The sequence below is a fragment of the Solwaraspora sp. WMMB335 genome (genome assembly GCF_049179075.1).
In the GTDB taxonomy this organism is placed as follows: domain Bacteria; phylum Actinomycetota; class Actinomycetes; order Mycobacteriales; family Micromonosporaceae; genus Micromonospora_E.
This window is the reverse complement of sequence record NZ_JBMHMF010000001.1, coordinates 1208756-1232067: the sequence shown is the minus strand read 5'-3', so window position 1 is coordinate 1232067 and position 23312 is coordinate 1208756. Positions and strand designations below refer to the sequence as shown.

The following is a 23312-nucleotide window of genomic DNA, read 5'->3' as shown; positions in this document are numbered from 1 at the left end:
ACCGGCCCGGCAGACCGGCAGGGGCAGGTCCAGACGGGTAATATTGCTCTCCCTGTCAGTCAGGGGCGGGTCCTCCTGGCTAGCGCGGTAGCGACTCAGCCGGATACGGTCGGCTGAGCCCGGCAGAGTTGAAGGAGGCCGGTGTCCTACAACGTCGCCCCTTCCATGGAGGGCACTGTGCACCCGACTGGCGAGGCCAAACCGGCGACAAGCGCCACCAACGGCGAGCCGTCGGCCGATCCCGTGCTCCCTGGTGCGAACGGTGCAAACGGCGCAAACGGCGCTACGCGCCACGATCCCAGTGCGGGTCACGATGCCGTCGTTGGTGACGGTGCCTTCGCTGATCACGAGGCTGACGCGGGTCAGGACGTCAGCGTCGGCCATGACACCGTCGTGGCCAACGGTGTGGCCGGCAGCGGTGACCATCCGGCGGCGGATGCGGCCGTCACCAGCGGCTTCGGGTTCGCCGGTGCGCCGACCGGACGCCGGGTACGGGCCCGGCTGGCCCGGTTCAACGCCCCGTGGCAGACCCCGCACATTCCCGAGGTCCTCGAGCCGCTGATCGCGACCCACCGGCAGAGCCACGCCAAGGCTGATCCACGAGTGCTGCAGAAGGCGTTCGACGTCGCCTCCAAGTGGCACTCCGGGCAGTACCGCAAGTCCGGTGACCCGTACATCACCCACCCGCTCGCCGTCGCCACCATCCTGGCCAACCTGGGCATGGACACCACCACGCTGGTGGCCGCCCTGCTGCACGACACGATCGAGGACACCGGCTACACGCTGGACGAGATGCGCGCCGACTTCGGCGGCGAGGTCACGCTGCTGGTCGACGGGGTCACCAAGCTGGACCGGGTCAAGCTCGGCGACGCGGCCAAGGCGGAGACGATCCGCAAGATGGTGGTCGCGATGGCCAAGGACCCCCGGGTTCTGGTGATCAAGCTCGCCGACCGGCTGCACAACATGCGTACCCTCACCTTCCTGCCCAAGGCCAAGCAGGAGCAGAAGGCGAAGGAGACGCTGGAGATCCTGGCCCCGCTGGCGCACCGGCTCGGTATGAACACCGTCAAGTGGGAACTGGAAGACCTTGCCTTCGGCACGTTGTTCCCCAAACGGTACGAGGAGATCAACCGGCTGATCGGGGAGCACCAGCCGCAGCGCGACACCCAGCTGCGCAAGGTGACCCAGAAGGTCCAGCTGGACCTGCGGTCGGCCAAGATCAAGGCCGAGGTGACCGGCCGGCCCAAGCACCTCTACTCGATCTATCAGAAGATGATCGTGCGCGGGCGCGATTTCAACGACATCTACGACCTGGTCGGCGTCCGTATTCTCGTCGACACGGTGCGTGATTGCTATGCGGCACTCGGCGTGATCCACGCGAACTGGCAGCCGGTTCCCGGCCGGTTCAAGGACTACATCGCGATGCCGAAGTTCAACATGTACCAGTCGCTGCATACCACGGTGATCGGCCCGTCCGGCAAGCCGGTGGAGATGCAGATCCGGACGTACGCGATGCACCGCACCGCCGAGTTCGGCATCGCCGCGCACTGGAAGTACAAGGAACAGAAAGGCGCGACCGTCGTCGGTCCGCCGGCACACATCGACGAGATGACCTGGCTGCGTCAGTTGCTCGACTGGCAGCGGGAGGCCAGCGACCCGAGTGAGTTCCTCGACGCGCTGCGCTTCGACCTGTCCAGCCAGGAGGTGTACGTCTTCACCCCCAAGGGCGACGTGATCCCGCTGCCCACCGGGTCGACCCCGGTGGACTTCGCCTACGCGGTGCACACCGAGGTGGGCCACAAGTGCATCGGCGCGCGGGTCAACGGCAAGTTGGTGCCGCTGGAGTCGACGCTGTCCAACGGCGACGTGATTGAGATCTTCACCTCGAAGTCCGCCACCGCCGGGCCGACCCAGGACTGGCTCGGCTTCGTCAAGAGCCCACGTGCCCGTACCAAGATCCGGCAGTACTTCAACAAGGAACGCCGCGAGGAGGCGATCGAGGCCGGCAAGGACGCGATCGCCAAGGCGATGCGCAAGCAGGGCATGCCACTGCAGCGGATGCTCACCTCCGAGTCGCTGATGACGATCGCCCGTGATCTGCACCTGCCCGACGTGGCTTCGCTCTACGCGGCGGTCGGCGACAGCCAGGTGTCGGCGCAGACCGTCGTACAGCGGTTGATGGCCAGCTTCGGCGGGGAGGAAGGTGCGGCCGAGGACATCGCCGAGTCGGCGGTGGCCACCCGGCCGCCCCGAACCCGGCACGCCGGCGGTGACCCGGGTGTGGTGGTCCGCGGGGTCAGCGACGTCTGGATCAAGCTTGCCCGCTGCTGCACCCCGGTGCCGCCGGACGCCGTGTTCGGCTTCGTCACCCGCTCCGGCGGGGTGAGCGTGCACCGCGAGGACTGCTTCAACGCGGAGGATCTGAAGGTCCAGCAGGAGCGCCTGGTCGAGGTCAGCTGGAAGCTCACCTCCGCGTCCACGTTCCTGGTGGCGATCCAGGTCGAGGCGCTGGACCGGCACAAACTGCTGGCCGACGTGACCCGGGTGTTGTCCGAGGAACGGGTCAACATCCTCTCCGCCACCGTGACCACCACCCGTGACCGGGTCGCGGTCAGCCGGTTCTCGTTCGAGATGGCCGACCCGAAGCACCTCGGGCACCTGCTGAACGCGGTCCGCAAGGTCGACGGCGTCTTCGACGCCTACCGGGTCACCTCCGGCACCTGACCGACGACGGCGCGGCCCGTGGGCGACGGGTACCGGCACCTGTCACGGGTCACGACCGGCCGGGAGCGCACGTACCGCTGACAGACCTGATGCCCCAGAGGCATCATCATGCTTCTGGGGCATCGCGGTTGGCTGCTACTGGGGCTCGCTGACGGTCAGCGAGTTGATCACAATGTCGCTGTTCGGGTGGCCACCGCCCGGCGACGGCTCGAACGCGCCGTCGTGTCCCGCCTCGGTCGCTTCCTTGATCACATCGAGGCCCTCGGTGACCTGGCCGAGCACCGTGTAGTCCGGGCTGAGCTCGACGTCTTCGTAGATGAAGAAGAACTGGCTGCCGTTGGTGTCCGGGCCGCTGTTGGCCATCGCCACCACACCCGCCGGGTAGGCGGGCCGCTCGTCGACCGGCAGGTTCTCGTTGGCGAACTGGTAGCTCGGCCCGCCGGTGCCGTCGGTCTCCCGGTAACCATCACCGCTGGCGCTGGGATCGCCGCACTGCAGCATGCCCGGGAACATCCGGTGACACTTGGTGCCGTCCCAGAACTGCTCGCTGGCCAGATGATGGAAGCTGGCGGCGGTGCACGGCACCTCGGACAGGTCCATCGTCACCTGGATCTCGCCGAAGCTGGTGTCCAGCGTCATGATCTGGGTGCCGCTGGTCGGCGGGGTGGTGGTCGGCGGCACGCCGACGTCCTTGGTGGTCCCGCTGCGCTGCTCGGCGGGCACCTCGTTCCACACGCAGGTGACCGCGGCGGCGTCGTCCTCGGCCTGGGGGGTGGTGGTCTCGTCGTCGCCGAGGCTGGCGATCAGCCATACCGTGCCGGCCACCACGATCAGCAGGGCGACCCCGGCGCCGATGCTGGCCTGCAACTGGCGGCGCTTGCGCGCCGCCGCGGCGCGCTGGGCCATCTCCCTTTCGAGCCGGGCCCGAGCCGCGGCGCGCTGCCGCTCCCTGGTCGACGTCACGGTGGATCCTCCTGGAATCGAATTATCTGGTCAGGACTGCCCGGCGGTGCCGTCGGTGGCCTCCCCGTCCGCTGCGGGGGAGGCCGGGTCCGCCGGTGCCGACGCACTGGGGTCGGTGGATGGGGCCGGCTCGGCCTGGCCGGACTCGACCGGCTCACCCACCGTCACGCTCTGGACGACCACGTCGGTTTCGGGCTTGACCTGTGCCCCGGCCTCATTTTCCACCCGGGGGATGGCGGCGATGGCGGCGACGGTCTCCATCCCGCTGGTGACCCGCCCAATGATCGGGTACTCGGGGAACTCGGTGGTGAAGTCCTCGAAGAAGATCTTGAACTGGCTGCCGTTGCTGCCCTGCGGCACGCCGACGGCGACCACGGTGCCGGCCGGATACAGCGGCGGCTGGTCGGCCGGGTCCACGGTCGGGTCGGCGGACGGGTCCAGTTGCGGCGCGGTCGGTACGTTCTCGCTGTAGTACGAGTACGTCGGCCCGCCCTGCCCGGTGCCGCTGGGATCGCCGCAGAGAATGGCGCCCTCGTCGGTGATCTCGTGGCAGGTGCTGTCGTCGAAGAAGTTGCGGCTGGCCAGATGGGCGAAACTCGCGGCCGCGCACGGCGCGTTGGCCAGATCCAGCTCGACGGTGATCGGTTCGCCCTGGTCGGTCGTGATGGTCATCGGGCGGACCCCGGTGGTCGGCGGATCGGTGGTCTCCGGCAGACCGACGTCGGTGAGGTTGCTGTTGGCTGCCGCGTCCTGCGGTGTCCAGGTGCAGATGCCGGCCGCCTCGGGCGTCTGCGGCTCGCGGTCGAAGGCGCCGAGTGCCCAGGCCGAGGCGCCGGCGACGACCAGCAGCGCGACGCCCGCTCCGACGCCGGCACGGATTCGCCGCTTGCGTCGGGCGGCGGCGGCCCGGCGGGCCATCTGCCGGTCGAGCTTCGCCCGCGCCAGTTTGCGCTGCCGGTCCCTGCTGGAAGCCACCCGTGCTCCCCTTTCCTGATCATCCGTGCACCGCGTGCGACGGGCGTGCCGGACCCGGGCGCGATTGCGGTGCGCCACGCCACATGCCCGCCAGAGTGTACGGGTATCGGCTGGGAATTTGTTGTACGAGGTCTACCTCGTATCCAATCGGAGATCATCATTGTGAACGATGGGTCTCCGGTGCCGCCGGGCGGGCCACGTCAAACCGTTCGCCGCGACGGTTAGGCTCGACGATGGCGGTCCGCAACGGCCGGGCCGGACGGAGGGAGAGGCGTGCTCATCACCGGGTTCCCGGCGCAGATGTTCGGCACCAACTGTTACCTGGTGGCGGTCGGGCCTGGCGAGCAGTGCCTGGTCGTCGATCCGGGCATCGGGGTGCTCGACCAACTCGAGGCGGTCCTGGCCGAGCACCGGCTGCGACCGGCCGCGGTCCTGCTCACTCACGGACACCTCGACCACACCTTCTCGGTGGCCCCGGTCTGTGGGGCGCGGGGCATCACGGCATACGTCCATCCCGGCGACCGGGAGATGCTGGCCGACCCGGCCAAGGGATTGTCCACGGACCTGTCGGCGATGTTCGGTGGGCGGCTGCCGTACAGCGAGCCGGACGACGTCGCCGAGCTCACCGACGGCACCACGCTGACCCTCGCCGGTCTGGAGATCACCGTCGACCACGCACCCGGGCACACCGGCGGGTCGGTGCTGTTCCGGCTGCCCGGCGCCGGGTCGCCGTGGGACGCCGAACAGGTCTGTCTCTCCGGTGACGTGCTGTTCGCCGGCTCGATCGGGCGCACCGACCTGCCCGGTGGCAGCATGCCGACGATGCTGACCAGCCTGCGGGACAAGATCCTGCCGTTGGCCGACGACACCGTCGTGCTGCCCGGGCACGGTCCGGCCACCACCATCGGCCGGGAGCGTGCCAGCAACCCGTACCTGCGCGAGGTCGCTGGCGCGACCGCTGATCCGCACCTGCGCGAGGTCGCTGGCGCGACCGCTGATCCGCACCTGCGCGAGGTCGCTGGCCGTGAGGCTGCGCCCCCGGCCCGCCGTACCGGACTGTGACGAGGACACCGATGAGTAAGCCAAGGCCGATCTCCGGCTTCCCGGAGTGGCTGCCCCCGCAGCGGATGATCGAGCAGTACGTGATCGACCAGCTGCGTCGCACCTTCGAACTGTACGGCTTCGCGCCGCTGGAGACCCGGGCCGTCGAGCCACTCGACCAGTTGCTGCGCAAGGGGGAGACCTCCAAGGAGGTGTACCTGCTGCGCCGGCTGCAGGCCGATCCGGGGGCCGAAGCCGGTGACGACGCACTCGGGCTGCACTTCGACCTGACCGTGCCGTTCGCCCGCTACGTGCTGGAGAACGCCGGCAAGCTGACCTTCCCGTTCCGTCGCTACCAGATCCAGAAGGTGTGGCGGGGGGAACGGCCGCAGGAGGGGCGCTACCGCGAGTTCCTGCAGGCCGACATCGACATCGTGGACCGGGACACGATCGCCCCGCATTTCGAGGCCGAGTTGCCGCTGATCATCGGTGACGCGCTGGCCGCCCTGCCGATCCCACCGGTGCGCATCCAGGTCAACAACCGTAAGGTCTGTGAGGGCTTCTACCGCGGCGTGGGGCTGATTGACCCCGAGGCCGCGCTGCGGGCGATCGACAAGCTCGACAAGCTCGGCCCACAACAGGTGGCCGAGTTGCTAATGGCCACCGCCGGCGCCACCGAGAGCCAGGCCAAGGCCTGCCTGTCGCTGGCCGAGATCGGTGCGCCGGACGCGTCGTTCGCCGACGCGGTGCACGGGCTCGGGGTGGAGCACCCGTTGCTCGACGAAGGGCTCGCCGAACTGGTCACGGTGGTGGAGACGGCCGCCGCCCACACGCCCGGCCTGTGCGTCGCCGACCTGCGCATCGCCCGGGGCCTGGACTACTACACCGGCACCGTCTACGAAACCCAACTGCGGGGGTACGAGCGGTTTGGCTCAATCTGCTCCGGCGGCCGGTACGACGATCTCGCCTCGTCCGGCGCCGACCGGTTTCCCGGTGTCGGCATTTCCATCGGCGTGTCCCGGCTGCTCGGTCTGCTGTTCGGCGCGGACGCGCTGGCCGTGTCCCGCCCGGTGCCGACCTGTGTGCTGGTGGCGTTGCCGGCCGAGGCGGACCGGCCGGCGGGCAACCGGGTGGCCGACGCGCTGCGGCGGCGGGGGATCGCCACCGAGGTGTCGCCGTCGGCGGCGAAGTTCGGCAAGCAGATCCGCTACGCGCAGCGTCGCGGCATCCCGTACGTCTGGTTCCTCGGCGCCGACGGCGAGCCGGACAGCGTCAAGGACATCCGCTCCGGTGACCAGGTGACCGCGGACGCGACCGCCTGGCATCCACCGCCGGGCGACCTCCACCCGCACATCACCGCGTCCCCGACGATCTTGGACTGATCGATAGACAAAAGGGATATAAGGCCGCGATAAGCCCAAGATTGTCGGGGTGGGGCGGGAGAAGTGGCGGTGGCGGGCGAGATAACCTACGGTTGCGTAAGTTACGTTGCCGTAGGTTACTCGTCGTAGGGAGTCCGTCCTTGACCGTCGTCGCCACCACCGCCCCGATGTCCCAGACCGCGCTGCTGATCGAGCTCGAACCGGTGGTCGCCGCCAACCTCGACCGGCACCTCGGCCTGGCCAAGGAGTGGTTCCCACACGAGTACGTGCCGTGGAGCGACGGACGCACCTTCGACGGCCCGCTCGGTGGCGAGCCCTGGTCGCCGGACGACTCGCGGATCCCCGACGTGGCCCGGACCGCGCTCGTGGTCAACCTGCTGACCGAGGACAATCTGCCGTCGTACCACCACGAGATCGCCAGTCTGTTCGGCCGCGACGGGGCGTGGGGCACCTGGGTGCACCGGTGGACTGCCGAGGAGGGGCGGCACGGTACCGCGATCCGTGACTATCTGACCGTGACCCGGGCGGTCGATCCGGTGGCGCTGGAGCGGGCCCGGATGGTGCACATGTCCACCGGTTACGTCAACCAGCACGGTGACGAGGTGCTGCACTCGTTGGCGTACGTGTCGTTTCAGGAGCTGGCCACCCGGATCTCGCATCGCAACACGGGCAGAGCCACCGGTGACCCGCACTGCGAGCGGCTGCTGGCCCGGATCGCCGCCGACGAGAACCTGCACATGATGTTCTACCGCAACCTGCTCGGTGCGGCCTTCGAAGTGGCGCCCAGCCAGGCGATGCGGGCGGTGGCCGACGTGGCCGCCGATTTCCAGATGCCGGGAGCGGGCATCGACGGATTCGCCCGCAAGTCGGTGGCGATCGCCCTGGCCGGCATCTACGACCTGCGCCAGCACCGTGACGAGGTGCTGGCGCCGGTGCTGCGTCAGTGGGACATCTGGAACGTGACCGGGCTCGACGCCGACGGTGAGGTGGCCCGCGAGCAGCTCGCCGACCAGATGGCCGAGCTGGAGCGGGCGGCGTCGCGCTTCGAGCAGCGTCGCGACGAGCGGCGGGCCCGGACGGCGCACGGCCGGGGCTGATCCGTCCACCGTGGCTGGCTGGACCGGTGTCCTCACTCTCCGCTCAGGATGGTTGTGAGGCGGGCTTAACCTGTTGGACATCGATGAGTCGAGATCTGTGAAACTCGACCTTCATACGTTTCGGGGCACCCACACTTCGGCTGAAGGGAAGTTGGATGCCACGACGCCTGCGGGGCGGCCTAGCCGCACTCTGTATATTGTCGACATTGGTCGCCATGACCGCCTGCGCCGAGGACCCCACGTCCTCGGCCGGCGGCGGTGGTGACTCCGACACCATCAAGGTCGGTATCCTGCACTCGCTGAGCGGCACCATGGCGATCAGCGAGGTCACCGTACGCGATGCGGAGTTGCTCGCGATCGAGGAGATCAACGCCGCCGGTGGCGTGCTGGGCAAGCAGATCGAGCCCGTCGTCGAGGACGGCGCGTCGGACTGGCCCACGTTCGCCGAGAAGGCGCAGAAGCTCATCTCCCAGGACAAGGTCGCCACCGTCTTCGGCGGCTGGACGTCGGCGAGTCGCAAGGCGATGCTGCCGGTCTTCGAGCGCAACAAGGCGCTGCTGTGGTATCCGGTGCAGTACGAAGGGTTGGAGAGCTCGGAGTACATCTTCTACACCGGCGCCACCACGAACCAGCAGATCGTCCCGGCCCTGGACTACCTCGCCGAGCAGGGCCACAAGACGCTCTTCCTGGTCGGCAGCGACTACGTCTTCCCCCGTACCGCAAACAAGATCATCACGGCGTACGCCGAGGCCAACGGCATGCAGATCGTCGGCGAGGAGTACACCCCGCTGGGCCACACCGAGTACAGCACCGTGGTGAACAAACTGCAGCAGGCCCAGCCGGATGCGGTGTTCAACACCCTCAACGGCGACAGCAACGTCGCCTTCTTCAAGCAGTTGACCAGCGCCGGAGTCAGCGCCGAAGCGATGCCGACGGTGTCGGTCAGCGTCGCCGAGGAGGAGGTCGTCGGCATCGGCCCGGACAACATCGCCGGACATCTGGTGGCCTGGAACTATTACCAGACCACCGAAGGCGAGCGCAACGACGCCTTCGTCGAGGCGTTCAAAACCAAGTACGGCGCGGAGAAGGTCACCTCCGACCCGATGGAGGCTGGCTACAACGCGGTCTATCTGTGGGCGGCGGCGGTCGAGGCGGCCGGTAGCACCGACGTGGCGGCGGTCAAGGAGGCCGCCGGCGGGATCAGCATCGACGCCCCCGAAGGCACGGTCACCATCGACGGCGACAACCAGCACGTCTTCAAGACGGCCAGGATCGGCGTCGTGCAGCCCGACGGCCAGATCGAGGAGGTGTGGAACTCCGGCGAGCCGATCAAGCCGGACCCGTACCTGACCGGCTACGACTGGGCCGAGGGCCTGTCGTAGCGGCGGCCGGCGGCTGACGGAGGGAGGTGCCCGCCATGGCGATTCTCAACCAACTGGTCATCGGTGCGAGCATCGGAGCGGTGCTGCTCCTGATCGCGCTGGGACTGACGTTCACCTTCGGACAGATGGGCGTCATCAACATGGCCCACGGGGAGTTCATCCTGGCGGGCGCCTACACCGCGTACATGCTGCAGGGGTTGGTCGGGGCGCAGGCCGTCCCGGCCGCCCTGCCGGTCGCCTTCGTCATCGCCGGCACCATGGGACTGATCCTGGAACGGCTGGTGATCCGCCGGTTCTACGGCCGGCCGCTGGACACCCTGCTGCTCACCTTCGGGGTCAGCCTGATCCTGCAGCAGTTGGCCCGGGACATCTTCGGCGCGCCCAACGTGCAGGTCACCGCGCCCGGCTGGCTCACCGGCGGGGTGGACGTGGCCGGCGTACGGCTGCCGTACAACCGGTTGTTCATCATGGCCCTGGCGATTGCCTGTGTGCTGGCGATCTCGCTCTACCTGGGCAAACTGTCGTACGGCCGGCGGATGCGCGCGGTGATGCAGAACCGTGAGCTCGCCGCGGTGACCGGCGTGGCCACCCAGCGGGTGGACCAGCTCACCTTCTTCATCGGCTCCGGTCTGGCCGGCGTCGCCGGGGTGGCGCTGACCCTGATCGGACCGGTCGGGCCGTCCCTGGGCACCTACTACATCGTGGACGCGTTCCTCGTCGTCGTGGCCGGGGGACTCGGACAGCTGCGCGGGGCGGTGATCGCGGCGACCGCGCTCGGCGTGATCAACAGCTTCGTCGAATTCTGGACCGATGCGAGCCTGGCCAAGGTGGTGGTCTTCGCGGTGATCGTGGCCTTCCTCCAGTTCCGTCCGCAGGGCATGTTCGTGCTCCGTTCCCGGACGCTGACGTGAACGCGGCGCGGCCGACCGACCCCGCGGCGCGGCCGACCGATCCCGCGGCGCGACCGACCGATCTCACCGCGCGGCCGCCCCGTTCGGCCGCCCGCTGGCCCGGACCGGTCGGGTTCGTCGCGGTCGGGGTGCTGCTGCTGGTCGTGGCACCGCTGGTGCTCAGCCCGTTCCGGCTCGATCTGCTGGCCAAGTACCTCTGCTACGCGATCGTCGCGGTCGGCATCTACCTGGCCTGGGGACGCGGCGGCATGTTGACGCTCGGCCAGGGCGTCTTCTTCGGCCTCGGCGGCTACGCCATGGGCATGTACCTCAAGCTCGCCGACGCCGGGCCGGGAAACCTGCCCGACTTCATGGTGTGGAGCGGGGTGGAGACCCTGCCGGCGGTCTGGGCGCCGTTCCGCAATCCGGCGTTCGCGCTGGTCATGGTGGTGGTACTGCCCACCGTGGTGGCGCTGGTCCTGGGCATCCTGGTGTTCCGCCAGCGGGTGCGCGGGGCCTACTTCGCCGTCCTCTCCCAGGCCCTGGCCGCCGCGTTCGTGATCCTGCTGGTCGGCCAGCAGGGCCTGACCGGCGGCACCAACGGCCTGACCAACGTGCAGTTCTTCTTCGGTCTGGACCTGTACGACCCGGCGCAGAAACGGATCGTCTACTACGTCGCGGTCGGCGCGCTCGGCCTGGTCTTCCTGGCCGCCTGGCAGTTCACCCACTCCCGGTTCGGCAAGCTGCTGGTCGCCATCCGCGACGGCGAGGACCGGGTGCGGTTCCTCGGCTACGACCCGGCCGTGGTGAAGACCATCGTGTACGCGCTGTCGGCGGCGATGGCCGGGATCGCCGGTGCGCTGTTCGTGCCGGTGGTCGGCATCCTCGGGCCGGCGGACCTCGGCGTCGTACCGTCCATCGAGATGCTGGTGGCGGTCGCCATCGGCGGACGGTTCTCGCTGGCCGGTGCGGTCGGCGGGGCGATCCTGTTCAACTACGGCAGTACGGTGCTCAGCGAGCAGTGGCCCTCCGGCTGGCTCTACCTGCTCGGCGGCCTGTTCATCGCGGTGATGATGTGGGCGCCGCGCGGCCTCGCCGGGCTGCTCGCCGACGGCTGGGCGGCGCTGCGCCACCGCTGGCCGGGCCGATCCGGCCCGGCGGCACCGGTCTCCCCGGCCGGCGCGGCGGGCGGCGAGCCCGCCGACGCCGCCGGGCGGCCGGCGACGACCAGCGTCGGGGTCGGGGGTACGAAGCCATGAGCGGCAAGCTGGAGGTACGCGGTCTCGACGTCGTCTTCGACGGGTTCCGGGCGATCAGCGACCTCGACCTGACCGTCGAGCCGGGGGAGCTGCGCTTCCTGATCGGCCCCAACGGTGCCGGCAAGACGACCCTGATCGACGTGGTGACCGGCCGGACCCGGCCGGCGGCCGGGTCGGTGCGGTTCAACGGCGAGGAGCTCGTCGGCCGCCGTGAGCACCGGATCGTCCGGCTCGGCATCGGCCGGACCTTCCAGACGTCCGTGGTGTTCGAGCAGCTCACCGTCGTGGAGAATCTCGACCTGGCGGCCAGCTTCCGTCGGCCGCTGGTCGGCCTGCTGCGCCGCCGCCACGGTGTCTCCGACCAGGTGTCCCGGGCGTTGGACACCACCGGCCTGGCCGAGCTGGCGTACCGTCCGGCCGGGGTGCTGTCGCACGGGCAGCGCCAATGGCTGGAGATCGGCATGCTGATCGTGCAGCAGCCCAGCCTGCTGCTGCTCGACGAACCGGTGGCCGGGATGAGCCGCGGCGAACGGGAACGCACCGGTGAACTGCTGCGCGAGGTCGCCAAGGACCACACGGTGCTGGTGATCGAGCACGACATGGAGTTCCTGCGCCGCTTCGCCAGCACCGTCACCGTGCTGCACGAGGGGAAACTGCTCTGTGAGGGCACCGTCGCCCAGGTGCGGGCGGACCCCCGGGTGCAGCAGGTCTACCTGGGGCGCTCCGGTGAGGACAGCGTCGAACTCGTCCAGCGGGAGGCGTCGTGAGTGCCATGCTGACCGTCGAAGGTCTCGACGTCTCGTACGGGCGGGCCCAAGTACTGTTCGGGGTCGACCTGCAGGCCCCGGCCGGGTCCCTGGTCTGCGTGATGGGACGCAACGGGGTCGGCAAGACCACCCTGCTGAAGGCGATCACCGGGGTGCTGCCGGTGCGCGCCGGTCGGGTCACCTTCGCCGGCCGCGACATCACCAAGCTGCGCACCCACGAGCGGGTGCGGCTCGGCCTGGGCTACGTCCCACAGGGCCACGAGACCTTCCCGCAGCTGACCGTCGCGGAGAACCTGCAGGTGGCGGTCGAGGCGGCACGGACCGACAAGTCCGCGGTCGACGAGGCGTTGGATCTGTTCCCGGCGCTGCGCGGGCTGCTGCGCCGCCGCGCGGGGTTCCTCTCCGGCGGCCAGCAACAGCAGTTGGCGATCGCCCGCGCCCTGGTCACCCGGCCGAAGATGTTGCTGCTCGACGAACCGACCGAGGGCATCCAGCCGTCGATCATCATCGAGATCGAGGAGGCGATCGAACGGCTGCACACCGAGGCCGGCCTGGCGATCCTGCTGGTCGAGCAGTACCTCGAACTGGCCCTGCGGCTGGCCGACCGGTTCGTCATCCTCGACGCCGGCGAGGTGGTGCGCGCCGGCGGCAAGGAGGATCTGCGCGACGAGTCGGTGCGCCGGCTGCTGTCGGTCTGACCGATCGCCGCCCTCAGCTGGGCGGTGGCAGCTCGAACAGCAGGCAGGACGAGGTGGCGTGGGCGGCCAGCCGCCCGGCGGCGTCGGTCAGCTTCGCCTCGGCGTACGCGGTGCGCCGGCCACGTTGCACCACGGTGCCCTCGCAGCGCACCGTGCCCGAGGCGAGAGTGACCGGGCGGAGGAACTTTACGTTCAGGTCGATCGAGGTGTAGCTCGTCCCGGCCGGCAGCACGGAGTGCACCGCTGAGCCGGCGGCGGTGTCCAGCAGCATCGACAGCACCCCGCCGTGCACGGTGCCGAGCGCGTTGTAGTGGAACTCCTGCGGAGTGAGCAGCGCGACCGCCCGTCCGGCCTCGACCTCGAACCCGTCGAGCCCGAGCATGTGCAGCACCGGCGGGGCGGGGACCTCGCCGGAGGTCATCGACCGGAGCTGGTCGAGCCCGGACAGTTGGCTCAGCGCCGCCGTCGGTAGCGACGCCGGGTCGGTCCACGAGAACGTACGGCTGCGGGCGCCGGCAGCGGGCGGGGTCGCGGGTGCCGGCTCCTGAGTCTGCGTCATAGACGCAGCCTGGCAGCTGGTTGCTGCGTCTGTCAACAAGACCTAGCCTGGTGCGGGTGAGACCCACCGCACTCGACTGGTCGATCGACAACTGCACCATCGCCCGCACGATGGAGATCCTCGGCGAGCGGTGGACCGTCGTCGTGCTGCGCGAGGTGTTCAACGGCGTACGGCGCTTCGACCAGATGCGCGACCGCACCGGCGTCCCGCGCCAGGTGTTGACCAACCGGCTCACCATGCTGGTCGAGCGCGGACTGCTGCGCCGGCACCCGTACCAGGAGCCGGGGGAACGGCAGCGGTACGAGTACCGGCTCACCGGCAAGGGACTCGACCTGTGGCCGGTGCTGGTCGCGCTGCTGCAGTGGGGCGACGCCTACTGCGCCGACCCCGACGGCCCGCCGCTGAACGTCGTACACCGCGACTGCGACGCCGAGGTCGGGGTCGTCCTGCGCTGTGCCGCCGGCCACGACCTGACCAGCCCGCGCGAGGCGCTGCCCCGCCCCGGCCCCGGCGCCCGCCGCCGCCAGCCGATCAGCTGAGGACCTACGCTGCGGGCGTGCACATCTCGCTCACCGCCATCATCGTCGACGACTACGACCCGGCCATCGACTTCTTCACCACCGTCCTCGGCTTCGAGCTGGTCGAGGACTCACCGTCGACGACCAACGACGGCCGCGCGAAGCGGTGGGTGGTGGTGCGGCCGCCCGGTGCCGAGACCGGCATCCTGCTGGCCCGCGCCGACGGCGACGCCCAGCGGGCGGCGGTCGGCAACCAGACGGCCGGCCGAGTCGGCTTCTTCCTGCGGGTGGACGACTTCGAGGCCGCGTACCAGCGGATGATCGACCACGACGTGCGGTTCGTGACCACGCCGCGCACCGAACCGTACGGCCGGGTCGTGGTCTTCGTCGACATCGCCGGTAACCGGTGGGACCTGATCGGCCCCGCCTGAACGGGGATTCCCGATCGCGCCGAGCGGACCGTGGTGCAGGGGCGCAGCACCGCCTGCGGTCAGCGGCGGGGCAGATGCCCGGCCCGGACCAGGCAGCCGATGGTGTCGCAGATGACCCGGGTGGCGATCAGCGAGGTGATGTCGGCATTGTCGTACGGCGGTGAGCACTCCACCACCTCGATGCCGGCCAGCGGCTTCTCGGCGATCAACTGGATGAACTTGAGCACCTCGCGGGGCAGGAAACCGCCCGGTTCGGGCCAGCCGGTGCCCGGCACGAACGCGGCGTCCAGGCAGTCCACGTCGAACGACAGCCAGACCGCCTCCGCGCCGTCCCAGGCCACGTCGAGGGCCCGTTCGGCGGCGGCCTCGATGCCCATCTCGACGCAGTCGGTGACCGTCATGATCGTGGTGCCGCGTTCCCGGCCGACCTTGACCCCGGGGCGGGGTGCCTGCCAGCCACCGATGCCGATCTGCACCAGGTTCTTCGGCGGCACGTTCGGGATGTCGGTGGCGTGGAACCAGGGGGTGGTGTGCATCCGCTCGTCGAGGTCGGTCTCCTGGGTGTCGACGTGCCGGTCGAAGTGGATGATGCCCAGGTTGCCGTCGAGGTGTTCGGCAACGCCGCGCACCGTCGGGTAGCCGATCGAGTGGTCACCGCCGAGCACCACCGGGAACGCCCCGGAGGAGTAGACGTGGCTGACCGCCTTGGAGATCTGGTCGAAGGTCTTCTCGATGTTCGCCGGGATGGTGAACACGTCACCGAGATCGGCGATCGTGATCGACTCGCGCAGGTCGACGCCGAGTTCGAACGAGTACGGCCCGTACAGCGCGGAGATCTTGCGGATGCCCTGCGGGCCGAACCGGGTCCCCGAGCGGTACGTCGTACCGCCGTCGAACGGTGCGCCGAGCACCGCCACGTCGTACTCGCCGCAGCGGCGCACGTCCTCGACGTACGGTGCCTTCAGGAAGGTGTTGATCCCGGCGAAGTGCGGCAGTTCGCCACGGGAGAACGTCGGGATCCGCTTGTCGACGATCGAGTCGGCACCGGGCAGGCCGTACTCCAGACCCCGGGCGACCTCCTCTTCCCACTTGGTGGTGGGCAGTCCGGCCTCGCGGGCGACCGCGTACGCCGCCTCCGGGCCGTAGTTGCCGTGCAGTTCGGGCTGGTCGCTGGGCTGCTGGTCGTGGTGCTGATGATGGTGGTGATGGTGGTGGTGGAAGCCCACGGGCACCTCCGAATGAGGGCCTGGCTGAGGCACAGCCAGACATCCGGCTGCCTCCCGGGCTTTTGTCCCGCCGTGGAACGCCACCCCCACCGTGCCGGCGGGTCCGACGCCTGCACCTCTCGGACCTGTCCCGTCCCCGGCTGCCCGGCGGCGGCGGAACCCTAGGTGCGCCTCACCGTTGGTGAGTCACCCGGAGTAGACGCCGCTGCGGTTTCGGTCACTTTGCCGGACCGTTGCTGTCGGGTATCCGCTGTCAGCAGCCGGCTGGCGTCCTCGTCGGCGGCGCGGGCGGCCAGATCCGACCAGACCCGTTCGTCCGCGGCGAGATGCGCCGGCCGGTCGAGATACATCGCCCCGGTCAGGGCGGTGAGGCGGATCAGAGCGCGCCCTCGTTGATGATCACCTGCAGCACCGGTGGGCGTGGGTGGGCGAGCAGGTGCCGCTGCCGGTTCGCCAGTTGGTCGAGGCGGGCGGCGATGTCGTCATCGTCGCGGTGGCCGGCCGGGCACCGCAGCAGTGCTTCGGCGTACTCGGGGGTCTGCACCAGGTCCGGGACCGTCGCCTGGCCGTAGCAGTGGACGAGCGTCGCGGACTGTTCGAACACCGGGTACGGGTCGGCGTCGATCGGCGGTCCGGCGAACTCGTCGTGCCACCAGTGGCCGCCGCTGGGGCGGTCGATCTCCGCCGCGAGGGCGAGCAGCCGTTTTCGGATCTCGTCGTCGGCCCGGTACAGCTGGCACATCGCCGACATGTCCGCTTCGGTCCAACGGACCAGCGGGTCGCCTGCCTCGATCCGCCACAGCGTGCCGCTGCCGCGTCGCAGCTTGTCGGCGGCGACGTCCTGGGACAGCCCGGCCCCGAGCCGCAGCGCCACCAAACACCGCCCCACCTGACGCCGCAGCAGTGCCGTCCCACCGGCCTGCGCGTTGCTGACCGCCGTCCGGCAATCTCTCCCGTTGTACGTCCCGGCCCTCCAACCGTCACCCTTGCCCGTCATACCCGATAGCATGAAGCATGACGTTGACTCATGTCAACGGCTTAAGCCTACGGTCAGTATCAAGGTCGTGAACCTCGAACTGGTTGGTGCGGCTGAGATCGGGCACATGCTCGGCGTCTCCCGTCAACGGGTTCACGTGATTACCCGCAGCAAAGGATTTCCGGAACCGGTCGCAGAACTTGTCATGGGCTCTGTGTGGTTGAAGGCCGACGTCGAGCGGTGGATCCAGGAGAACCGGCCGCCCCGGGCCAGCTGACACGCGTACCACTGTGATGCACGGACGAACCCCCGACGCGGCGTCGCCCGCGCCGTCTGCGTGACCAAACTATGAGAAGGTGCTCCCGAATTACGAGACGATCGGCCTATCGTCGGGGCATGTCAGCCGTATACACGCACGGCCATCACGAGTCGGTGCTGCGCTCCCACCGCTGGCGTACCGCCGGAAACTCGGCCGCGTACCTGCTGCCGCACCTGCGGCCCGGCCAGGCGTTGCTCGACATCGGTGCCGGTCCCGGCACCCTCACCATGGACCTCGCCGCGCTCGTCGCCCCCGGCCGGGTCACCGCCACCGAGGTCACCGACGAAGCGCTGTCGCTGTCCCGGGCCGAGGCGCGGACCCGTGGCATCACCACCGTCGACTTCGCCACCGCCGACGTGCACGAACTGCCGTTCCCCGACGACGCGTTCGACGTGGTCCACGCCCACCAGGTCCTCCAGCATGTCGCCGAGCCGGTCCGCGCGCTCGCCGAGATGCGCCGTGTCTGCCGGCCCGGGGGAGTGGTCGCGGCCCGCGACAGCGACTACGACCGCTTCGCCTGGTATCCCGCCGTACCCGAGCTCGACGAATGGCTCGCGCTGTACGGGGCGATCGCCCGCGCCAACGGCGGCGAGCCGGACGCCGGCCGCCGCCTGCTCTCCTGGGCGCTGGCCGCCGGCTTCAACGATGTCACCCCCGGCGCTTCCGTCTGGTGCTACGCCACGGACGAGGACCGGCACTGGTGGGGGACCATGTGGTCGGAGCGCATCGTCTCCTCCGACATGGCCCGGCAGATCGTCGCTGGCGGCGCCGCCACCCCCGCCGACCTCGAACGTCTCTCGGCGGGCTGGCTCCGCTGGGCCGACGCGCCCGACGGCTGGTTCGCCGTCCTGCACGGCGAGGTCCTGTGCCGAGCCTGACGCAGGAGAGCGACGCCGATCGTTCGAGATGGATACGCCGGTCGACGATACGTCGCGGGGTTCGATTCTTGGCTCATCTGTCACTGACGCCGCCGACCTGCCCGGCGGAGGCGAGCAGTGTCTCGGTGCGGTTCCAGAACTCATGGGCGAGTGCGTTGTCCGTTGACTGCTTGTTGACGCGCCGGGCGGGCTTGCGCTTTTCGTAGTAGACGCCCGAGTGCCAGTCCTTGCCGGGTGCGCCCTCGGCGAGCCAGACGAGCTGGTCGGCGCCCTTCTCCGGGCTGACGAAGAAGACGCGTGCGAGCCGGTTGCGGGCGATGCGGCCGGTGAGACTGTCGGACTTGGCGCCGAAGCTGCTGGCGACGTTGCCGGGGTGGAAGGCGGCGCCGGAGATGCCCTGGTCGTGGAAACGGGCGTGCAGCTCCCGGGTGAAAAGGATGTTCGCCAGCTTCGCGGTGCCGTAGGCGCGTTCCGGGGTGAAGTCCCGGTCGTGCTCAAGGTCGTCGATCACGAGCCGGCCGACCAGGCGGGCCCCGACGCTGGAGGTCTGGATGACGCTGGCCCGGCTCGCGATCAGCTTGTCGAGCAGCAGTTTTGTGAGCAGGAACGGTGCCAGGTGGTTGACCTGGAAGGTCTTTTCGACCCCGTCGACGGTCTTGGCGTGGTCGCCGAACACCCCGCCGGCGTTGTTGGCGAGCACGTCGATGCGCGGGTAGGCGGCGTGGAGGTCGGCGGCCAGCCGGCGTACGTCGTCGAGCCGGGCGAAGTCCGCGACGTGGCAGTCGACGCCGAGTTCGCCGGCGACGGCCCGGGTCTTGCGCGGTGACCGGCCGACGATGACGACCCGGTGTCCGTTGGCGTGCAACTGACGGGCGGCGGCTGCGCCGATGCCGTCACTCGCGCCGGTGATCACGATCGTCTTGGTGGGGGTGGGCCTGGACATGGGACGAGTTCCTCTCTGGCGTACGTGTCGTACAGGCGACAGCGTACGCCAAAGTTGTCAGTGGCCGCCAAGTAGGGCGGTGGGTGCTAGGGTGGTCGTATCATGAAGGAGTCCCAGCTCGGCCTGCGCGAGCGCACCCGCCGCACGATCCAACGAGAAATCGCCGAGGCCGCCCAACGGCTGTTCGTCGAGCGCGGCTACGAGGCCACGACGATCGACGACGTCGCTGCGGCGGTCGGCATGTCGCCACGCAGCGTGTTCCGCTACTTCGCCACTAAGGAAGACATCGTGGTCGGCAAGCTCGGCCTCGTCGCCGAGGAAATGCTCCAGGCTCTGCGGGAGCGACCCGCCGACGAGCCGGTGTGGGAGTCGCTGCGCCGCAGCTTCGACCTGTTCGTCCCGCACGTCGACGCACCCGGCCGGCGCGAACTCGCCGCCCCGATGCAGCGCATCCTGTTCACCACGCCGGCCCTGCTCGCCAGCTACCTGGCGAAACTGCACCTGATGGGGGACGCCGCCGAGACCGTACTTCGCGATCGCGCCCGCGCCGCCGGCGCGCCGTACCCCGCCGACGACCCGGCGCCACGGGCGCTCGTCGCGGGCGCCTTCGGCTGCCTGCTCGCCGCACAGCAGGCGTGGCTGGCCGGCGGCGCCGAGCGGACCTTCGCAGCGGCCATCGACCAGGCGATGGCCGTCGTCGGGCCCGCTCGGCGCTGATCCGGCTCAGTTTCCGGCGACCGTCGAGACGCTGGTCACCCGCGATCAGGGCCAGCAACTGCTGGTGCTCGGCACCGAGGAGTTCCCGACCGGTCCTATGGTCGCTGGCCGGGGGTGACGAGTCGGCGTACGGCGGTGGCCACGCTGGCCCGCCGCACCGCCACCGAGGCGGGTGCCGGATCGTCGCCGGCTTGGGCGACGGCGAGTATGACGGCGAGCAGTTCGGCAGGCGGGAGGGTGTCGTCGACCCGGCCGGCGGCCTGGGCCTCGGCGAGGGCGGCGAGTTTGCGTCGCGTCGAGTGGTGGTTCTGCTCCATCCGGGCGAGTTCGCCGGGGCGTTCGAGGGTGTGCCACCGCAGCAGCCGGAGCAGGTCCGGGTGCGTGACGGCGAAGTCGAACATCGCGGCGGCGTAGCCGGGCAGGTCGTCGGCGTCGAACGGCACCGCCTCGATGAACCGCTCCAGATGCGTGGCGAGGGTGGTGTCGAAGAGTCGTTCCTTGCTGCCGAAGTACGCGTAGATGAGCTGTTTGTTGGCGCCGGCGCGGTCGGCCACCCGGTCGACCCGGGCGCCGGCCAGACCGTGGGCGGCGAATTCGACGGTGGCGGCGTCAAGGATCCGGTGCTTGGTGGCGGTGGAATCGCGGGCCATACTGCCAGCCTACTCAAGTACCAACTGGTTGGTTGACAACTGGGGTGTGGAGGTGGACTATCTAACCATCCAGTTGGTTACCCCTAGGGAGAGATCATGAGCGACAAGGTCGCCATCGTCACCGGCGCCTCCTCCGGCATCGGCGAGGCCACCGCCCGCAAGCTGCGCGCCATGGGCTATCAGGTCTACGCAGTCGCCCGCCGGCTCGACCGGATCACCCCGCTGGCCGACATCGGCGTCCGGCCCGTCCGGGTCGACGTCACCGACGACGCCGCGCTGGTCGGTCTCGTCGAGCAGGTACTGGCCGAATCCGGGCGGGTCGACGTGCTGGTCAACAACGCCGGGTACGGCTCCTACGGCGCGGTCGAGGAGGTGCCGCTGGACGAGGCCCGCCGCCAGTTCGACGTGAACGTGTTCGGCCTGGCCCGGCTGGCGCAGCTGGTGCTGCCGCAGATGCGCCGGCAGGGCAGCGGGCGCATCATCAACATCTCGTCGGTCGGTGGAAAGATCTACGAGCCGCTCGGCGGCTGGTACCACGCCACCAAGTTCGCCGTCGAAGGACTCAGCGACTCGATGCGGATGGAACTTGCCCCGCTGGGTATCGACGTGATCGTGATCCAGCCCGGTGCGATCGCCACCGAGTGGCCCGCCATCGCCGGCCAGCACCTGCTCGCCACCTCGGGACACGGCCCGTACGCCGACCAGGCCGCCCGCAGCGCGGCGATCCTCACCGTCGCGGAGGCCCCGGCGTCGCCGCCCTCGGTGGTCGCCGACGCCGTCGCCCGGGCGGTGCGTGCCCGCCGGCCACGGACCCGATACGCCGTGGGCAGCGGCGCGAAGGTGATCCTGGCGGCCCGGCGGATCCTGTCCGACCGCGGCTTCGACTGGTTCATGCGTACCATGCTGCGTTCCCTCGCCCGTGTCGCCACCAGGTACGACGCACGCCAGCACCGCCTCGTCCGCGAGGGTTCGACAGCCGATACGTGATCCGCCGCAGGCAGAGCGCAACCTGTGAGAACACCGCCCGGAAGGGCGGTGCGAAGGTGATCGAGTGAGCTATGTGGTGCCTGCAGAGCGTTGGACGCTTGCCCGGACGGCGCTGCGCGTCAGCGGCGACAGATTCCGGTCCCTACTGACCGTCGACAGCAACCCGACGGCGATGGCGACCCGTGACTGGACGGTGGCGGAGTCCGCCGCCCACGTGCTGACCGTCGCGATGCTGTATCTGTCGCTCGTCGACGACACCGCCTCGCCGCTGCAGGCACCCGGCCTCGACGTGATCCTTCCCTCGACGAACGTCGACACCATCGCCGAGGTCAACGAACTCCTGCTGCGTCATTACGCCGAACGGGATCCGGATCTCCTCGCCGCCCAGCTCGCTGACGCGATCGACGCGATCCTGACGGCGACCGAGCGGATACCGCCGGAAAGGACCGTACGGTGGTTGGGCGGCGCGCGGGTGCCCGTGGCCGGCTTGATGGCACACCTGGTCAGTGAGTTGCTGCTGCACGGCTGGGACATGGCCCGGGCGCTGGGCCGCCCCTGGGTGATACCCGACGAGCACGCCGCCCTGCACTGGGAACTGTTCTTCCTCGGCACGCTCCACCACGACCACGGCAAGCTGCTGAACACCGAACAGGCGATGCCGAAGCGGCCGATCGCGGTACGGTTCCGCACCGCGTACACGCCGACCGCGACCATCGTGCTCGACGACCGGCGGGCCTGGCTCGCCCCACCCGATCACCCCGTCGACGTACGGATGTGGTTCCGCCCGGCCCGCTTCAGTCTGATGTTGTCCGGCCGGATCAGCATCGTCGTCGCCGCGTTGCGCCGCGACGTCGTCGTCGGCGGGCCTCGGCCATGGCGACTGCCGGCCTTTCTGCGGGTCGTCCACACGCCGAACCCGCGGCTCGCGCCCAAGAAGCGGGTCGCGGGGCCGGTCAGACAGACCTGAGCAAACGCGGACAGACCTGAGGAGACGCGCGGCGGCCAGGTCCCGGCTGGGCGATGTCGGTGGGATGTGGCAGCATCGCGCTGGTGACCAGCAGCCCGACCGATGCGCAGCGCAGGCGCGACCTGGTGCTGTTGCGTCGCGTGCGGGACCGGATCGATCGGGAGTACGCCCGACCACTCGACGTGGAGGCGCTGGCCCGTGGCGTGCACCTGTCGGCCGGGCATCTCAGCCGTGAGTTCCGGCGTGCCTACGGCGAGTCGCCGTACGGCTATCTGATGACCCGGCGCATCGAACGCGCCATGGCGCTGTTGCGCCGAGGCGACCTGAGCGTCACCGATGTCTGCTTCGCGGTCGGTTGCGCGTCGCTGGGCACCTTCAGCACCCGGTTCACCGAACTGGTCGGCGTGCCGCCCAGCGTCTACCGGCGTCGGTCCGGTCCCGGGCGCGCCGAGATGCCGGCCTGCCTGGCCAAACAGGTGACCAGACCGATCAGGAATCGAGAAGCGCGGGTGCCGGCGCCGTGGCTAGCGTGACCGCCATGGACATCACGATTCACTCCAGCTTCCTGCCACACGACGATCCGGACGCCGCACTGGCCTTCTACCGCGACACCCTCGGCTTCGAGGTCCGCCTCGACGTCGGGTACGACGGGATGCGCTGGCTCACGGTCGGGCCGGTGGACCAGCCAGGCACCTCCATCGTGCTGCACCCGCCGGGCGTCGACCCCGGCATCACCGCCGACGAACGCCGTACCATCACCGAGATGATGGCCAAGGGCACCTACGCCGGGATCCTGCTGGCCACCAGGCACCTCGACAGCGTCTTCGAGCAGCTGCAGGCCGCCGACGCGGACATCGTCCAGGAGCCCACCGAGCAGCCGTACGGGGTCCGCGACTGCGCCGTGCGCGACCCCGCCGGCAACCTGATCCGCATCCAGGAGACCCGATAGGACAGGGCTATCCG

General features: G+C 69.7%; 24 protein-coding genes and 1 pseudogene. 18 read left to right on the top strand and 7 right to left on the bottom strand.

The annotated features are described in order from the left end of the window. The first annotated feature begins 141 nt into the window (after window positions 1-141). A complete protein-coding gene (locus tag ACN27F_RS04770) occupies window positions 142-2724 on the top strand; it encodes a RelA/SpoT family protein (protein WP_421431388.1) in 2583 nt (860 codons plus the stop codon). A gap of 135 nt (window positions 2725-2859) precedes the next feature. Here the strand turns inward: ACN27F_RS04770 and ACN27F_RS04765 are convergent, their stop codons facing one another. Next, a complete protein-coding gene (locus tag ACN27F_RS04765; protein WP_421431387.1) occupies window positions 2860-3687 on the bottom strand; it encodes a peptidylprolyl isomerase in 828 nt (275 codons plus the stop codon). Between the two features lie 30 nt (window positions 3688-3717). Beyond that, window positions 3718-4662, bottom strand: a complete 945-nt coding sequence (locus ACN27F_RS04760) for a peptidylprolyl isomerase (protein WP_421431386.1) — start codon at window positions 4660-4662, stop codon at window positions 3718-3720. 273 nt (window positions 4663-4935) lie between these two features. On the opposite strand from ACN27F_RS04760, the pseudogene ACN27F_RS04755 reads away from it, so the two are divergent. From ACN27F_RS04755 to urtE, 8 genes and pseudogenes are all read left to right on the top strand, one after another. Then, window positions 4936-5628: pseudogene (locus ACN27F_RS04755) on the top strand (MBL fold metallo-hydrolase); the annotation flags it as partial. A 107-nt stretch (window positions 5629-5735) separates the two neighbouring features. Beyond that, window positions 5736-7085, top strand: a complete 1350-nt coding sequence (hisS, locus tag ACN27F_RS04750) for a histidine--tRNA ligase (RefSeq protein WP_421431385.1) — start codon at window positions 5736-5738, stop codon at window positions 7083-7085. Between the two features lie 167 nt (window positions 7086-7252). Then, entirely contained in the window at window positions 7253-8182 is a 930-nt protein-coding gene (locus ACN27F_RS04745; RefSeq protein ID WP_421439969.1) for an acyl-ACP desaturase, read from the top strand. A 155-nt stretch (window positions 8183-8337) separates the two neighbouring features. Further along, window positions 8338-9564 (top strand): urea ABC transporter substrate-binding protein, encoded by a 1227-nt coding sequence (gene urtA / locus ACN27F_RS04740; protein ID WP_421431384.1) that lies wholly within the window; start codon window positions 8338-8340, stop codon window positions 9562-9564. A gap of 35 nt (window positions 9565-9599) precedes the next feature. Then, complete coding sequence (gene urtB / locus ACN27F_RS04735) at window positions 9600-10475, top strand: urea ABC transporter permease subunit UrtB (protein ID WP_421431383.1); 876 nt, start codon at window positions 9600-9602, stop codon at window positions 10473-10475. Further along, entirely contained in the window at window positions 10472-11713 is a 1242-nt protein-coding gene (gene urtC, locus ACN27F_RS04730) for an urea ABC transporter permease subunit UrtC (protein WP_421431382.1), read from the top strand. The genes urtB and urtC overlap by 4 nt, the downstream gene beginning before the upstream one ends. Then, window positions 11710-12480: an urea ABC transporter ATP-binding protein UrtD gene (urtD, locus tag ACN27F_RS04725; protein ID WP_421431381.1), complete on the top strand. Its 771-nt coding sequence runs from the start codon at window positions 11710-11712 to the stop codon at window positions 12478-12480. Before urtC ends, urtD begins: the two co-directional genes overlap by 4 nt. 5 nt (window positions 12481-12485) lie before the next feature. Then, on the top strand, window positions 12486-13178 hold the full coding sequence (urtE, locus tag ACN27F_RS04720; protein ID WP_421439967.1) for an urea ABC transporter ATP-binding subunit UrtE: 693 nt from the start codon (window positions 12486-12488) through the stop codon (window positions 13176-13178). 13 nt (window positions 13179-13191) lie between these two features. Here the strand turns inward: urtE and ACN27F_RS04715 are convergent, their stop codons facing one another. Beyond that, window positions 13192-13737: a PaaI family thioesterase gene (locus ACN27F_RS04715; protein WP_421431380.1), complete on the bottom strand. Its 546-nt coding sequence runs from the start codon at window positions 13735-13737 to the stop codon at window positions 13192-13194. A 56-nt stretch (window positions 13738-13793) separates the two neighbouring features. Here ACN27F_RS04715 and ACN27F_RS04710 point away from each other — a divergent pair, with 56 nt between their 5' ends. Next, window positions 13794-14276, top strand: coding sequence for a winged helix-turn-helix transcriptional regulator (locus ACN27F_RS04710; RefSeq protein WP_421431379.1), 483 nt, complete (start codon window positions 13794-13796; stop codon window positions 14274-14276). A 17-nt stretch (window positions 14277-14293) separates the two neighbouring features. Further along, window positions 14294-14686: a VOC family protein gene (locus tag ACN27F_RS04705; protein ID WP_421431378.1), complete on the top strand. Its 393-nt coding sequence runs from the start codon at window positions 14294-14296 to the stop codon at window positions 14684-14686. Between the two features lie 59 nt (window positions 14687-14745). On the opposite strand, the gene ACN27F_RS04700 is transcribed toward ACN27F_RS04705, so the two are convergent. Continuing rightward, window positions 14746-15918: an agmatinase family protein gene (locus tag ACN27F_RS04700; RefSeq protein WP_421431377.1), complete on the bottom strand. Its 1173-nt coding sequence runs from the start codon at window positions 15916-15918 to the stop codon at window positions 14746-14748. 370 nt (window positions 15919-16288) lie between these two features. Beyond that, window positions 16289-16909, bottom strand: coding sequence for a Scr1 family TA system antitoxin-like transcriptional regulator (locus tag ACN27F_RS04695; protein WP_421431376.1), 621 nt, complete (start codon window positions 16907-16909; stop codon window positions 16289-16291). Between the two features lie 67 nt (window positions 16910-16976). Between ACN27F_RS04695 and ACN27F_RS04690 the strand changes: the two genes are divergently transcribed. Further along, window positions 16977-17165 (top strand): helix-turn-helix transcriptional regulator, encoded by a 189-nt coding sequence (locus tag ACN27F_RS04690; RefSeq protein ID WP_421431375.1) that lies wholly within the window; start codon window positions 16977-16979, stop codon window positions 17163-17165. A 119-nt stretch (window positions 17166-17284) separates the two neighbouring features. After that, window positions 17285-18085 carry a class I SAM-dependent methyltransferase gene (locus ACN27F_RS04685; protein ID WP_421431374.1) on the top strand — a complete coding sequence of 267 codons (801 nt, stop codon included), beginning with the start codon at window positions 17285-17287 and terminating at the stop codon, window positions 18083-18085. Window positions 18086-18158: 73 nt separating this feature from the next. Here ACN27F_RS04685 and ACN27F_RS04680 read toward each other — a convergent pair whose 3' ends face one another. After that, complete coding sequence (locus ACN27F_RS04680; RefSeq protein ID WP_421431373.1) at window positions 18159-19028, bottom strand: SDR family NAD(P)-dependent oxidoreductase; 870 nt, start codon at window positions 19026-19028, stop codon at window positions 18159-18161. A 102-nt stretch (window positions 19029-19130) separates the two neighbouring features. Between ACN27F_RS04680 and ACN27F_RS04675 the strand changes: the two genes are divergently transcribed. Further along, the gene (locus tag ACN27F_RS04675; protein WP_421431372.1) at window positions 19131-19745 is read left to right on the top strand and encodes a TetR/AcrR family transcriptional regulator; all 615 of its coding nucleotides are present in this window, start codon (window positions 19131-19133) and stop codon (window positions 19743-19745) included. Window positions 19746-19840: 95 nt separating this feature from the next. Here ACN27F_RS04675 and ACN27F_RS04670 read toward each other — a convergent pair whose 3' ends face one another. Beyond that, a complete protein-coding gene (locus ACN27F_RS04670) occupies window positions 19841-20395 on the bottom strand; it encodes a TetR family transcriptional regulator (protein WP_421431371.1) in 555 nt (184 codons plus the stop codon). Window positions 20396-20491: 96 nt separating this feature from the next. Here ACN27F_RS04670 and ACN27F_RS04665 point away from each other — a divergent pair, with 96 nt between their 5' ends. The 4 genes from ACN27F_RS04665 to ACN27F_RS04650 all read left to right on the top strand — a co-directional run bounded on the left by ACN27F_RS04665 (window position 20492) and on the right by ACN27F_RS04650 (window position 23298). Further along, window positions 20492-21382, top strand: a complete 891-nt coding sequence (locus tag ACN27F_RS04665) for an oxidoreductase (RefSeq protein WP_421431370.1) — start codon at window positions 20492-20494, stop codon at window positions 21380-21382. Window positions 21383-21446: 64 nt separating this feature from the next. After that, complete coding sequence (locus tag ACN27F_RS04660; protein ID WP_421431369.1) at window positions 21447-22349, top strand: maleylpyruvate isomerase N-terminal domain-containing protein; 903 nt, start codon at window positions 21447-21449, stop codon at window positions 22347-22349. A gap of 83 nt (window positions 22350-22432) precedes the next feature. Then, window positions 22433-22882, top strand: coding sequence for a helix-turn-helix transcriptional regulator (locus ACN27F_RS04655; RefSeq protein WP_421431368.1), 450 nt, complete (start codon window positions 22433-22435; stop codon window positions 22880-22882). A gap of 5 nt (window positions 22883-22887) precedes the next feature. Then, window positions 22888-23298: a VOC family protein gene (locus ACN27F_RS04650; protein WP_421431367.1), complete on the top strand. Its 411-nt coding sequence runs from the start codon at window positions 22888-22890 to the stop codon at window positions 23296-23298. The last annotated feature ends 14 nt before the right edge of the window (window positions 23299-23312 follow it).

What these genes read in the sequence shown, in the direction of transcription:
- hisS (WP_421431385.1), top strand. Translation starts at nt 5,736, where the DNA reads ATGAGTAAGCCAAGGCCGATCTCCGGCTTCCCGGAGTGGCTGCCCCCG.
- ACN27F_RS04745 (WP_421439969.1), top strand. Translation starts at nt 7,253, where the DNA reads ATGTCCCAGACCGCGCTGCTGATCGAGCTCGAACCGGTGGTCGCCGCC.
- urtA (WP_421431384.1), top strand. Translation starts at nt 8,338, where the DNA reads ATGCCACGACGCCTGCGGGGCGGCCTAGCCGCACTCTGTATATTGTCG.
- urtB (WP_421431383.1), top strand. Translation starts at nt 9,600, where the DNA reads ATGGCGATTCTCAACCAACTGGTCATCGGTGCGAGCATCGGAGCGGTG.
- urtD (WP_421431381.1), top strand. Translation starts at nt 11,710, where the DNA reads ATGAGCGGCAAGCTGGAGGTACGCGGTCTCGACGTCGTCTTCGACGGG.
- urtE (WP_421439967.1), top strand. Translation starts at nt 12,486, where the DNA reads ATGCTGACCGTCGAAGGTCTCGACGTCTCGTACGGGCGGGCCCAAGTA.
- ACN27F_RS04715 (WP_421431380.1), bottom strand. Translation starts at nt 13,737, where the DNA reads ATGACGCAGACTCAGGAGCCGGCACCCGCGACCCCGCCCGCTGCCGGC.
- ACN27F_RS04695 (WP_421431376.1), bottom strand. Translation starts at nt 16,909, where the DNA reads ATGACGGGCAAGGGTGACGGTTGGAGGGCCGGGACGTACAACGGGAGA.
- ACN27F_RS04685 (WP_421431374.1), top strand. Translation starts at nt 17,285, where the DNA reads ATGTCAGCCGTATACACGCACGGCCATCACGAGTCGGTGCTGCGCTCC.
- ACN27F_RS04680 (WP_421431373.1), bottom strand. Translation starts at nt 19,028, where the DNA reads ATGTCCAGGCCCACCCCCACCAAGACGATCGTGATCACCGGCGCGAGT.
- ACN27F_RS04675 (WP_421431372.1), top strand. Translation starts at nt 19,131, where the DNA reads ATGAAGGAGTCCCAGCTCGGCCTGCGCGAGCGCACCCGCCGCACGATC.
- ACN27F_RS04670 (WP_421431371.1), bottom strand. Translation starts at nt 20,395, where the DNA reads ATGGCCCGCGATTCCACCGCCACCAAGCACCGGATCCTTGACGCCGCC.
- ACN27F_RS04665 (WP_421431370.1), top strand. Translation starts at nt 20,492, where the DNA reads ATGAGCGACAAGGTCGCCATCGTCACCGGCGCCTCCTCCGGCATCGGC.
- ACN27F_RS04650 (WP_421431367.1), top strand. Translation starts at nt 22,888, where the DNA reads ATGGACATCACGATTCACTCCAGCTTCCTGCCACACGACGATCCGGAC.